This window comes from Ensifer sp. (genome assembly GCF_031989085.1).
Taxonomy (GTDB): domain Bacteria; phylum Pseudomonadota; class Alphaproteobacteria; order Rhizobiales; family Rhizobiaceae; genus Ensifer.
In genome coordinates this window covers 404,004-416,426 of the sequence record NZ_DALZXU010000001.1, presented here as the reverse complement: position 1 = coordinate 416,426, position 12,423 = coordinate 404,004, and the positions used below count along the sequence as shown (strand labels likewise).

The window sequence follows — 12,423 nt, the reverse complement described above, 5'->3', positions numbered from 1 at the left end:
TCCGTCAGCCGAAAACCCGCAAGGCCCTGATGACGGACCGCACGACGGCATTCTTCGCCAAGGGCGCATAATAGGAGATGGCCGCCTGTTTTCCAATCTCGGAAAGGGTCGGATAGGGTGCGACATAGCCGCGGACCTGCTTGAGCGTCATGCGGTTGGCAACCGCAAGCGACCACATGCTGATCAGCTCGCCCGCACCGGGCGCGGCGATGCCAGCGCCGAGAATGCGGCCGCGACGGCCGACGACGAGCTTGATCAGGCCGGCCTCAACCCCGTCCGTGCGGGCCCGGTCGTTGAGAGTAAGGTCGGTGCGGATGACGTCGACGGCGCCGAACTTGTCCCGTGCCTCGGCCTCGCTCAATCCAACCTCGGCGATCTCGGGATCCGTGTAGGTCACCCTCGGCACGATTGCCCGGTCTTCGCGCGCCGGCAACCGGAACAACACTTGCTGCAGCACCAGCCGGGCATGATAGCTCGCCACATGGGTAAATTGCAGTCCGCCTGCCGCATCGCCGATCGCATGGACACGGCGATTGCTGGTCTTCAGATCCGGCCCAACGACGATGCCATTGGCGTCGTGGTCGATGCCGGCGGCAGCCAGGCCGAGCGAGGCATGGTTCGCCCGGCGACCGGCGGCGACCAGCAGATCGCTTCCTTCGACCGAAAATGCGCCGCTTGCGTTTTCGCAGCGAAGCACGATGCGCCCGCCGATCTGCTCGATCGCACCGATCGTCGTTGCCTGGTGCAGCACGACGCCTTCGTCGCGAAGCGCCGCAAGCGCGAAAGCAGAAAGCTCCGGATCGGCATCGGCAAGCGCCCGGCGGCTCTCGATGACGGTGACATGGGCGCCGAGCCGCCGATAGGCCTGCGCCATCTCGATACCGATGGGGCCGGCGCCGATAATGACCAGATGTGCCGGAAGCCGGGCCAGATCGAACAGCGTCTCGTTGGTCAGGAACGGAACCTTGTCGAGCCCCGGGATCGGGGGAATCGCGGGCGCCGAGCCGGTGGCGATGACGAAACGACGGGCGCGGATCAAATGCCCCCCGGCCGCAAGCGTGTTCTCATCGACAAACCGGCCGGAAGATTGCAACACGTCGACACCGAGCGCTGCAAAGCGCTCGACGCTGTCGTGCGGCGCGATACCGGCGATGACATCATGAATACGGGCATGGAGGCGGGCGTAATCGACAACGGGCTCGCTTGCCGTCAGGCCGAACCGCCCCGCCATGCGGATCGCCTGCGCATGGCGCGCGGCAGCGATCAGCGTCTTCGACGGCACGCATCCATGATTGAGGCAATCACCGCCCATCAGGCCCCGTTCGACGAGGACGACGGGAACGCCGAAAGCGGCGGCGCCCGCCGCGACGGAGAGCCCGGCGGCACCGCCGCCGATCACACAGATATCCGGATTGAGGACCTTCGTCACACCCGCTCCACGCCCATCAGATCGCCTTGCGGCGCGACCATACCCACTTGAAGGCGAGTGGCAATGCCGCGATGAGCGCAAGAGCCACAAGCGCCACGCTCAGCTTCGGCGTGGCGAAATCCGACAGAGATAGCACGCGACCGGCGGCAGCTGCACGGGCGATGACCTCGTCGAGCCCGCCGCCGAGCCAGGTATAGGCGAAGGTGGCCGGGATGATGCCGATCAAGGTCGCGATCGCAAAGGTCCGCAATTTCACGGCAAGGAAGGCAGGCGCGATGTTGACGATGAAAAAGGGAAAGATCGGCGCCAGCCGCAGCACGAGAAGATAGACGAACGCATTGCGGCAGAACCCGTCGGCAAAGCGCGCGAGAAAAGGCCCGGCGCGCCGCCGCAGGAGATCGCCGAACATGCTGCGCGCCGCCAGGAACAACAGGCACGAACCGAGCGACGCAGCAGCGACGACGAGAAAGCCGCCGACGGTGCAGCCGAACAGAAAGCCGGCAAAGATCGTCAGCACCGAAGCGGCCGGGATCGAAAAGACGACGACCGTGACGTAGAGGAGAAAAAACACCGCTGCGGCCTGGAAGGGATAGGCCTCGACATAAAGGCGCAGTGCCTCGCGATGATGGACGAGAGCGTTCAACGAGAGATAACGCTGCAGACCGAAGGCGTAGGCGGCGAACCCGCCGGCAACCAGCAGCGCCAGCAACAGAAGGCGTCCAGCGATCTTGCGGCGGTCTTCGCCCGAACCTTCGGCGAGCGCCTGCGATGGCGTTGGAGGAGTATCCCCTTCCGTGTTGATGGCGCGTTGCTGCATATGCTGTCGTTTCTTGGAAAAGCCTGCCCTTGCACTATCGGGAATCCAGAGCGGCGACCAATAACGAATGGTCGCGTCGCAAAACGTCAGCGTGAATGAACCGCCAAGACAACTCACGTTGACGTGAGAGGGTGGAAGCGGCTCCCAGCGAGCGTCTTATCCACGAAAAACGCCCGCGAAGACGTCAATCGTCCGCGGGCGTCGATGGCTGTGATCCGTAAGTCCGACGGATCAGAATTCTTCCCAGTTGTCCCTGGCGACGGCAGCCGAGGAGCCGCCGCTGAAGGCGCGCGCGACGTTGCCCATCATCCGGCGTGCCGGCGATTCCACCGGGCGGGCGGTTTCGCGCGCCGGTGCGATCGTGCGCGCGGCCTGGGTTCCGTCAAGCTTGAAGTAGGCGATCAGGCTCGCAAGGTTGTTGGCTTCCGCCGACAGCTTGTGGGTTGCGGCATTGGCCTCCTCCACCATGGCTGCGTTCTGCTGGGTGACCTGATCCATCTGGTTGACGGCGGTGCTGACCTCGCCAAGGCCGGTCGACTGTTCGCGAGCGGCTGTGGCGATCGAGTGGATGTGGTCGTTGATCTTGAGCACGCGCTCCTCGATCTCGCCAAGCGCCGAGCCGGTTTCCTGCACGAGCCGGACGCCTGTCGCCACTTCCGAGCCGGACTTCGATATCAGCGACTTGATGTCCTTGGCCGCACTTGCCGCGCGCTGGGCAAGCTCGCGCACTTCCTGGGCAACGACGGCAAAACCCTTGCCGGCATCACCGGCACGTGCCGCCTCGACGCCGGCATTCAGCGCCAAGAGGTTGGTCTGGAAGGCGATCTCGTCGATGACGTTGGTGATCTGGCCGATCTCGCTCGAGGCCTGCTCGATCCGGCCCATGGCGTCGACGGCATTGCGCACGACGGCGGCGGATTCGGCCGCACTTTCCTTGGCCTCGTTGACCATCACGGTCGCTTCCTGCGCCCGCTCGGTCGAGCTTCTCACCGCGACCGTGATCTGGTCGAGAGCCGCAGACGTCTCTTCGAGAGCTGCCGCCTGCTGCTCCGTGCGCTTCGACAGATCGTCGGCAGCGGAGCGAAGTTCGGACGAATTGCCGTTGATGGAGTCCGTGGTGACACGCACTTCGCGCAACGTCTTCTGCAGTGTCGACAGCGTCTCGTTGACGTTCTGCTGCAGCTCGGCGAATGCGCCCTGGAACTGGCCGTTCATGCTCTGGGTCAGGTCGCCGGCCGCAAGGCTGGCGATGACGCGGCGCGTCTCGGCGATCCCGGCATCGACGCTGCCGACGAGTTCGTTGACGCTCGAGGCGAAGCGATTGAGGTCGTCGTTCTCGTAATCCTTGCCGATGCGCTTGGTAAAGTCGCCCGCGGCCGCAGCCGATACGACGACGCCGATGCTGGTCTGCAGGTCGGCGCTTTTCTCGCGCAGCGCCGCTTCCTGGGCGTTGAGATCGCGAACGGCAAGGCCGTTCTGCTTGAAGATCTGAACGGCTGCCGCCATCTCGCCGATTTCGTCCTTGCGGTCGGCAAAGGGCACGTCGGCCGAGAGATCACCACCGGCGAGCTGCTTCATCTTGCCCGTCAGGTCGAGGATCGGCCGGCTCAGGTGATTGGTACCGATGTAGAAGGCCGTGCCGATACCGGCGGCGAGCCCGAGCCCGGCGATGGCGAGAATGATGACGACGACCGAGCGCTCGAACGAGGCGACATCGGCCTCGACGATCTCGAGCGTTGCAAGGTTCGCCTCGACGACGGCGTCGATCTCGGCCTGGAACGCCTTGCGGTTGGCGCGGTTGGCGTCGGTGTTGCCCTGTTCGTTGGCGGCCTGCGGCGAGACCTCCTGGCCGAGGCGCGCAGTCTCGACACGGAAAGCCTTGAATTCCGCCGCGCGCTTGGTCAGCGCATCGAACGAGCCGAGCTTGTCGGCCGGCACCAGTGGGCGCCATTCCGTAAACAGCGTGTCTATGCTGTCGAGGTTCTTCAAAATGCCTTCAGCGAAGGGCTTTGCCTTTTCGATGGTCGGCGCTGCGTAAATCCCGCGCGCTTCCATGACGACACCGGTCACCAGTCGATTGAGATGCTCGCCGTTGAAGGCGCGCTGCGAAGCGTTCTGATACTGATGGAACCGGCTATTGTATTGAGAAACGACCAACAGCGACATGCCCGTCACCGCGATCGCCAGGAGGCTCATAACCCCGACGATCAGATTGATCTTACCACGTATTTTCATCCCTGCCTCCACGACACCGCAAGACTTGCCCGGTTATCGGAAGGGTCGCGGCCTCATTGCACCGCGGCCACGCTAAAACATCCATGGTTAATAAAGATCACGGTGGACATCCGGCATTCTGGGGAGAGCCCGTTAGTGCTCTGTTTACCGAGATCGGATAGCGCGCCGCGGCGCCTGCGCAGGCGATCGATGGCACGTGCGACATCAGCACCCGATCACTTTTGCCCCGCGAACAGGCCTGGCTGATTGACTTTCCGTGAAATTTGCCTTTATAAGCCGCCCACGTCCGGCCAAGCCTGCCTGCCCGACAGGCGGAGCTATGTCTGGAACGTAAACGCTCCTTGCTACATGCAAACCCAAGAAGGGCCGCACACCGCGGTATTAAAATAAATGAAGCGTACTTACCAACCGTCCAAGCTTGTTCGCAAGCGTCGTCACGGCTTCCGTGCACGCATGTCCACCGCTGGTGGCCAGAAGGTCCTCGCAGCCCGCCGGGCGCGTGGCCGCAAGCGTCTGTCGGCTTAAGCCGAAGTTGCCCGAAACCAGTGTCCGGGCACATGACGTCAGATAAAGACAAAAAGACTGTCGGGCGGCTGAAAAGCCGTCCGCAGTTTTTGGCCGTTCGGGCAGGAGAAAGCCGTAGAGGCCCCTTGTTTCTCCTCGAAGTGCTCGACCGCAACGATCCGGACGGCGAAGCCCGCGTCGGCTTCACCGTCACCAAGAAACACGGCAATGCCGTCGAGCGAAACCGGATGCGCCGACGCCTGAAAGAGGCGGTGCGGCTTTCCGCCGGGTTTGCAATGAAACCCGGACACGACTATGTGATTGTCGCCCGACGCGATCTGCTGAACGCCCCCTTCGACGCCTTGACCCGGGGGCTCGGCGAGCGCATCGAAAACAAGCCGAAACAGAAGCGGCCGCCGGCCGGTTCCAGGAAACAATGATGGAAAAAAACCGCAACTATTTCGTGGCGATTGGCCTGTCCGTGCTGATCCTCGTCGCCTGGCAGTTCCTTTACGTCAATCCGAAGATTGAAAAGGAACGCATCGCTGCGGAAGCGCTGCAGGCCCAGCAGGCCCAGTCGCAGCCCGGCGCAACGGCGCAGCAGCCGGCAACGGGTCAGGCTCTGCCTGGCGGCACGGTTCCCGGCACGGGTGAAAACCGCGACCAGGCACTGGCCAAGTCTGCCCGCGTCGTGATCGACACGCCTGCGGTTTCCGGCTCCATCAACCTGACCGGCGCGCGCTTCGACGATCTCAAGCTCAAGGCCTACCACGAGACCGTCAACAAGCAGAGCCCGATCATCACCCTGTTGAGCCCGGCCGAAACCACTGACGGTTACTTCACCGAAATTGGTTATGTCGGCGATGCGGCAAGCGGCAGCGTGCCCGGCCCGCAGACCGTCTGGACGCTTGCGGGGGGCGACAAGCTGACGCCTTCGACACCGGTGACGCTGAGCTTCACCAACGAGAAGGGCATCACCTTCAACCGCACGATCACGATCGACGACCGCTACATGTTCGAGGTGGTCGACAGCATCAAGAACACGACCGCCGAGCCGGTCTCGCTGTCGTCCTATGGTCGTGTCACGCGCTTCAACAAGCCGACGACACCGAGCGTCTACGTTCTGCATGAAGGCTTCATCGGCGTCATCGGCGAGCATGGCCTGCAGGAAGTCGGCTACTCCAAGATCGAGGACGACAAGGCAATCCAGCCCGGCAAGGCGACCGGCGGCTGGCTCGGCATCACCGACAAGTACTGGGCTGCAGCGGTCGTACCGCCGCAGGCAACCCCTTACGAAACCCGTTTCTCGCACTTCACCGACGGCCGCGCCCGCTACCAGAGCGACTACAAGAGCGATGCCATCACGATTGCCGCAGGACAGTCCTCGGAACTCAAGAACCTTGTATTCGCCGGCGCCAAGGAAGTTCCCGTCGTCGACAACTACGAGGCGGCTTACTCCATTCCCAACTTCGACAAGTTGATCGACTGGGGCTGGTTCTACTTCATCACCAAGCCGATGTTCAAAATGATGGATTTCTTCTTCCGTCTGTTCGGCAACTTCGGCATCGCGATCCTGACGACCACGATCGCCGTCAAGCTCCTGTTCTTCCCGCTCGCCAACAAGCAGTACGCTTCGATGGCGAACATGAAGAAGGTTCAGCCGAAGATGGAAGAACTGAAGAAGAAGTTCGGCGACGACCGCATGGCGCTGCAACAGGCGATGATGCAGCTCTACAAGGACGAGAAGATCAATCCGCTCGCCGGCTGCTGGCCGATCCTGATCCAGATCCCGGTGTTCTTTGCGCTCTACAAGGTGATCTACATCACCATCGAAATGCGCCACGCACCGTTCTTCGGCTGGATCCACGACCTTTCCGCGCCGGATCCGACGACGATCTTCAACCTCTTCGGCCTCCTGCCGTTCGATGCACCATCGTTCCTGCACCTCGGTGTCTGGCCGATCATCATGGGCATCACCATGTTCGTGCAGATGCGCATGAACCCGACGCCGCCAGATCCGACCCAGGCGATGCTGTTCACCTGGATGCCCGTTGTCTTCACCTTCATGCTGGCCTCGTTCCCGGCCGGTCTGGTGATCTACTGGGCCTGGAACAACACGCTTTCGGTGCTGCAGCAGTCGATCATCATGAAGCGCCAGGGCGTGAAGATCGAACTGTTCGACAATCTGAAGAACCTGTTCTCGAAGAAACCCAAGCCGGCGGAATAACGCCGGCAGACGGAGCCTTTACCAAACCCCGGATCGCACGGTCCGGGGTTTTTCTTTGGTCTTGGGGTATGCGGCGTCGACATCCAGCGCCGGCAAATCCGGCCGGTCGCTCAACCGAGCCACGCCGAAAGCTTGACATCGCCGGACAAAACCGCAAAGCCAAAGCCAACCTTGACGAAGGAATGAAGACCGATGGCCGACCCCAAGACAAAAGACGACAAGCCGCTGTTCGGCCGGCCGTGGATTTTCATTCGCGGCGTGCCGGCGATGAAGTTCCTGCCGCCGGAAGGCCCGACGGAAATCGCGTTTGCCGGTCGCTCCAATGTCGGCAAGTCGTCGCTGATCAATGCGCTGGTGGGCCAGAAGGGTCTGGCACGCACGTCCAACACCCCCGGGCGCACCCAGGAACTCAACTACTTCGTACCGGACGGCTTTTCCGGCGAGGCAGGCGACCTGCCGCCGATGGCGCTGGTCGACATGCCCGGCTACGGCTACGCCCAGGCGCCGAAGGAACAGGTGGATGCCTGGACCAAGCTGGTGTTCGACTATCTGCGCGGACGCGCGACCCTGAAGCGCGTCTACGTGCTGATCGACTCCCGCCACGGCATCAAGAAGAACGACGAGGACGTGCTGTCGCTGCTCGACAAGGCCGCCGTCTCCTACCAGATCATCCTGACCAAGACGGACAAGATCAAGGCGCCGGCCGTACCGCGGCTGATTGCCGAGACGCTCGAGAAGATCAAGAAGCACCCGGCAGCCTTTCCGGAAGTCCTTTCCACGTCGTCGGAAAAGGGCGAAGGCATCGACGAGTTGCGCGCGACCATCGAGCTTGCGCTCTCGCGCTGAGCGCGCGCGCCCGTCGCATCCCATTCCGTCGTTCCGCGCACCCATTTGGGGGTTGATGCGGCCATGCGATGCGCCGCCACCGGGCCGGCGCCTCGTCGGCGGCGGGCCGCGGCCGAAAGTCTTTGATCTGCGTCACTACCCTGACATGCAAACCGCTCTATCTCTGGCGTGCGGTCGCGCGTTTCCTTGCGCGACGGCGTCAAGGATAGGAGAGACACATGTCCGATTTGATCGTTGTGGGATTCGATACACCCGAAGAGGCTGACAAGGTTCTGGTCAAGCTCGCCGGTCTCAAGAAGGAATATCTGATCGATCTCGAGGACGCCGTCGTCGTCGTGCGCGACGCGGAAGGCAAGGTCCACCTGAAGCAGAGCCTCAACCTGACCGCCATCGGCGCGACCTCCGGGCTGTTGTCCGGCTCGATCTGGGGCGGGCTTGTCGGGCTGCTGTTCCTCAATCCGCTTGCCGGCTTTGCCATCGGCGGGGCGCTTGGCGCCGGCGCGGGCGCGCTCTCCGGTTCGCTGACCGACTACGGCATCGACGACGACTTCATCAAATCGCTCGGCAACACCATTCCGAACAACTCTTCGGCGCTGTTCATCCTGGTGCGCAAGGTGCAGCCGGAAAAGGTTCTGGCCGAATTCTCCGGCCTGCGCGGTCGCGTCCTGAAGACGTCGCTTTCGCCGGAACAGGAACAGAAGCTGCAGGCGGCACTCTCCGACGCACAAGCGCCCTCACCGCAAGCCGGAACGTTCTGAACCGGATCTGCCTGCGGGCGCGGCATCGCAGCCCGCAGGACCGCCCGCCACCACGACCGATCGTCAGGTGAACGCGGCAACATGGCCGCTGCGGTCAGCGGCCATTCCTCGACGGCCTCGCCACACTGACGGCTGGAACCCGAGGCGCATCCTCAGCAGAGATGTGGCACCCATCCATTTTCTTTACGTTCCCGGGTCCCGGTGGTCATTGCTGCTGGCGCGACGGTAACCCGCGGGCTCGACAGCGGTCGGTCGGCATTGACGCCGTCTGCCGGCTGGCGCCGATCTTTCACGCCCAGTGCTTGCGTTTCCGCAGGACTATCTCCGACCCCGAGCGAACTGAGCCTGGAGGAAAGTTAGCCTCGGCTTACCGCTTATCGATTTTCATTGAGGCATTGTTAACCACGTCATGATTTCAATGACACAACCTCAATGGCACATGACGTGCAAAACTCAATTTTAAGATGGCCTAATATGTCCAGCATCCATACGAATGCGGGAGCAACAATTGCGCTCCAAACCCTAAGAAACATTGGTTCTTCACTCTCCGAAACGCAACAGCAGATCGGCTCCGGCCTGCGGGTGCGGTCCGCCGCCGACAATGCGGCATACTGGTCGATTTCAACGACCATGAAGTCGGATGGCAAGGCCATCGCAACGGTATCGGACACGCTCGGCCTCAGTGCCGCGAAGGTGGATGTGGCCTATACCGGGATGAAGGCCGCAGTCGACGTGCTCAGCGAGTTCAAGGCCAAGATCGTTGCCGCGACGGAGCCGGGCGTCGACAAGGCAAAAGTCCAGAAGGAACTCGATCAGTTGAAACTGCAGCTTTCGTCGATCGCGTCGTCGGCAAGCTTCAATGGCCAGAACTGGCTGACAACTGAAATCTCCGACATCTACGATACGGCGTTGAGCAACGTTTCACTGGTGTCGTCGTTCGTGCGAAACGACGCCGGCGTTGCCATCAAGACCACGGACGTCGACCTCGCATTCGTGTCGCTGTTCAATGCTGCCGGTGGCGGCGCGCTGCAGGTGGACGAACGCGGCCTCGGCATGATCGGCGGCCTGCGCAACCAGGTGCGCGACGTCACCGCCAGCCTCGGCTGGCAACGCGTGGACTTCGTCGGCCCCGCTGAGTTCGCGGCAGCTGATCAGATAAGTTTCGATCTGACGCTCGACGCCAGCGTCAATTCGGGCGGCCAGACATTCCCGGTCACAATCGATCGCGCGCTCGTCGACACCGTTCTCGGCACCAGCGATGGCAAGGTGACGAATGTCGGCCAGTGGCGCGCCATCGTCCAGGCAGCGCTCACCAACGCCAGCGTACCGGTCTCGCTAAACGTCGCCGGAGGCGACCTGCAATTCACCACCACGGAAAGTGTCGGCCATGTCGGGTCGAGCGTTGCGCTCTCGAATTGGACGGGCGGCGCATCGATCGGCGGAATGCTCGGCATCGATAACGTTCTGATGACCAATGATGGTGGCTACGCCACCACGTCGTTCAACTTTTCCGCCTTCCGCGTTCATCAGGAAGCGCTGTTCGAATTTTCCTACCAGGTGAATGGCGAGCCCCGCAGAACCGTGGGCATCGACCGCGCGATGGTGGACGCCACGCTTGGCACGACCGACGGCAAGGTGACGACGGCCGCTGACATGGTGACGCTGCTGCAGGCGGCAACCGCCGGGACCGGGGTGGTCTGGTCCAGCGCCGGCAGCACATACTCGCTCTCGGTCGAGCCGCGCGCCGACCGGGAAATGGGAGTACGCTCCTTCGTCCGGTTTGACAGCGTCATCGACAATTTCGGATATCTGCCCGATTTCAACATTCTCGACGTCGATATCGCCGCACCCGGCGCCGATCTGACAAACTATCTGAACGGCATCGAGGGCATGCTGAAGAAGGTGGTGAACGGCGCGGCCATTCTCGGCTCGGTCAAGGCCCGCGTCGACCTGCAGTCCGACTTTACCAAGACCCTGCTGCAGACGATCAGCAGCGGGGTCGGGCGGCTCGTCGATGCCGATATGAACGAGGCGTCGACCAGGCTGAAGGCCATCCAGAGCCAGGAGCAGATCGCGATCCAGAGCCTGTCGATCGCCAACACCAACGCCCAGAACATCCTCAGCCTGTTTCGGCAATGATTGATTTAAGGGCGCGCCGGGACGGCTCTCAGACGCGTCTCCCGGCCATCCTTTCCTGCGGGCGCATCTCCGCCCGCAGCTACCGCCGCTAGGCGCTTGCCGGCGCGAAGGTCATGGCAAAGCCGTTGATGCAATGGCGCTTGCCGGTTGGGGCCGGGCCGTCGTCGAAGACGTGGCCGAGATGGCCACCGCAGCGCCGGCAGTGGCATTCGGTGCGGGACATGAACAGCGAATTGTCCTGACGCGTTGCCACGGCACCGGGTATGGATTGCCAGAAGCTCGGCCAACCGGTGCCGCTGTCATACTTGGCCTCGGACGAATAGACAGGCAGTGCGCAGCCTGCGCATTGGAAGGTGCCCTTGCGCTTTTCGGTGTTGAGCGCGCTTGAGAACGGACGCTCGGTGTCCTCGTGGCGCAGGATCCGATACTGCTCGTCCGTCAGGATCGCCTGCCATTCGGCATCGGTCTTCTTAATCTCGAAGGTCTCGGCCGACGCAGCCTGCGCCGGCCACGAAAAGCCCTTTGCGGCCGCGATCGCGATCACGCTCAGCGTTCCGCCGTAGATCAGAAAGTTCCTCCGGTTCAAGATCGAACCCTCCCGAGAGCATTTCCAGGAAAGGAAAAAGACGGCTTTCCTTCAGGAAATGCAGAAAAAACAAAGATATAGAGCGCTTCCGGTCGCGTTTGGCTCGCACACTTGCTGCAATGCCCTCGATGCTGCCAGGCCGCACGATAGACGCTGGGTATTGGAGCGGCAAAACAACACCGATCAAAGCGGCGTGAAGCCACCCGATCGAAAAGGCCACCGATCGCGAACGACCGGTGGCAGATAACCGGAGCCATGAGATCTCCGGCGACGGATCGCCTGCTACCGCGACGATCCGGAGGAAGAAAAAGCTCAGCCCTTGGGCAGCAGCACCTTGTCGATCACGTGGATCACGCCGTTGGACTGCTTGACGTCGGCGATCGTGACGGTTGCCGTGCCGCCGGTCTCGTCGGTGAGCGTGATCTTGCCGCCGTCGTCCTTGGCCTTCAGAATGCAGCCGCCGACGGTCTTGACGTCATGCTCGCCGCCATCGTCCTTGACCATCTTGGCGATTGCCGAAGACATCGCATCGGCGGAGACGACATGGCAGGTCAGGACCTTGGTCAGCTTGTCCTTGTTTTCCGGCTTCAGCAGCGTGTCGACCGTGCCGGCAGGCAAGGCGTCGAAGGCCTCGTTCGTCGGGGCGAACACCGTGAACGGCCCCTTGCCCTCGAGCGTCTCGACCAGCCCGGCAGCCTTGACGGCTGCGACCAGCGTGGTGTGATCCTTCGAATTGACGGCGTTTTCGACAATGTTCTTGTCTGCAAACATCGCCGCACCACCGACCTTCGGATTTTCGGCGTGGGCGATGGCTGCAGATGCGGCCAGTATGGCGATGGCTGTGAACGAACGGAGCCCGGAGGTGAACATCGTGGTCTTCCT

At 62.4% G+C, this 12,423-nt stretch carries 11 protein-coding genes; 6 read left to right on the top strand and 5 right to left on the bottom strand.

The window, feature by feature from the left end:
* Window positions 1–4: 4 nt before the first annotated feature.
* From RTP54_RS02050 to RTP54_RS02040, 3 genes are all read right to left on the bottom strand, one after another.
* On the bottom strand, window positions 5–1,429 hold the full coding sequence (locus RTP54_RS02050) for a dihydrolipoyl dehydrogenase family protein (RefSeq protein ID WP_312360551.1): 1,425 nt from the start codon (window positions 1,427–1,429) through the stop codon (window positions 5–7).
* A gap of 16 nt (window positions 1,430–1,445) precedes the next feature.
* Window positions 1,446–2,246, bottom strand: a complete 801-nt coding sequence (locus tag RTP54_RS02045) for a TVP38/TMEM64 family protein (RefSeq protein WP_112816541.1) — start codon at window positions 2,244–2,246, stop codon at window positions 1,446–1,448.
* A 231-nt stretch (window positions 2,247–2,477) separates the two neighbouring features.
* Window positions 2,478–4,481 carry a methyl-accepting chemotaxis protein gene (locus tag RTP54_RS02040; protein ID WP_312360547.1) on the bottom strand — a complete coding sequence of 668 codons (2,004 nt, stop codon included), beginning with the start codon at window positions 4,479–4,481 and terminating at the stop codon, window positions 2,478–2,480.
* Window positions 4,482–4,871: 390 nt separating this feature from the next.
* Between RTP54_RS02040 and rpmH the strand changes: the two genes are divergently transcribed.
* The 6 genes from rpmH (at window position 4,872) to RTP54_RS02010 (ending at window position 10,955) form a co-directional block, all read left to right on the top strand.
* The gene (gene rpmH, locus RTP54_RS02035) at window positions 4,872–5,006 is read left to right on the top strand and encodes a 50S ribosomal protein L34 (RefSeq protein ID WP_077502936.1); all 135 of its coding nucleotides are present in this window, start codon (window positions 4,872–4,874) and stop codon (window positions 5,004–5,006) included.
* Window positions 5,007–5,038: 32 nt separating this feature from the next.
* Window positions 5,039–5,425: a ribonuclease P protein component gene (rnpA, locus tag RTP54_RS02030; RefSeq protein WP_112809049.1), complete on the top strand. Its 387-nt coding sequence runs from the start codon at window positions 5,039–5,041 to the stop codon at window positions 5,423–5,425.
* The gene (gene yidC / locus RTP54_RS02025; protein WP_312360541.1) at window positions 5,425–7,212 is read left to right on the top strand and encodes a membrane protein insertase YidC; all 1,788 of its coding nucleotides are present in this window, start codon (window positions 5,425–5,427) and stop codon (window positions 7,210–7,212) included. The genes rnpA and yidC overlap by 1 nt, the downstream gene beginning before the upstream one ends.
* A gap of 192 nt (window positions 7,213–7,404) precedes the next feature.
* Window positions 7,405–8,058, top strand: a complete 654-nt coding sequence (gene yihA / locus RTP54_RS02020) for a ribosome biogenesis GTP-binding protein YihA/YsxC (RefSeq protein WP_312360539.1) — start codon at window positions 7,405–7,407, stop codon at window positions 8,056–8,058.
* A 218-nt stretch (window positions 8,059–8,276) separates the two neighbouring features.
* Entirely contained in the window at window positions 8,277–8,816 is a 540-nt protein-coding gene (locus RTP54_RS02015; protein WP_112809052.1) for a DUF1269 domain-containing protein, read from the top strand.
* Window positions 8,817–9,248: 432 nt separating this feature from the next.
* Window positions 9,249–10,955, top strand: coding sequence for a flagellin (locus tag RTP54_RS02010; protein WP_312360536.1), 1,707 nt, complete (start codon window positions 9,249–9,251; stop codon window positions 10,953–10,955).
* 88 nt (window positions 10,956–11,043) lie between these two features.
* Here RTP54_RS02010 and msrB read toward each other — a convergent pair whose 3' ends face one another.
* Window positions 11,044–11,544, bottom strand: a complete 501-nt coding sequence (gene msrB / locus RTP54_RS02005) for a peptide-methionine (R)-S-oxide reductase MsrB (RefSeq protein WP_312363132.1) — start codon at window positions 11,542–11,544, stop codon at window positions 11,044–11,046.
* 309 nt (window positions 11,545–11,853) lie between these two features.
* A complete protein-coding gene (locus RTP54_RS02000) occupies window positions 11,854–12,411 on the bottom strand; it encodes a fasciclin domain-containing protein (RefSeq protein WP_112809055.1) in 558 nt (185 codons plus the stop codon).
* Window positions 12,412–12,423: the final 12 nt, after the last annotated feature.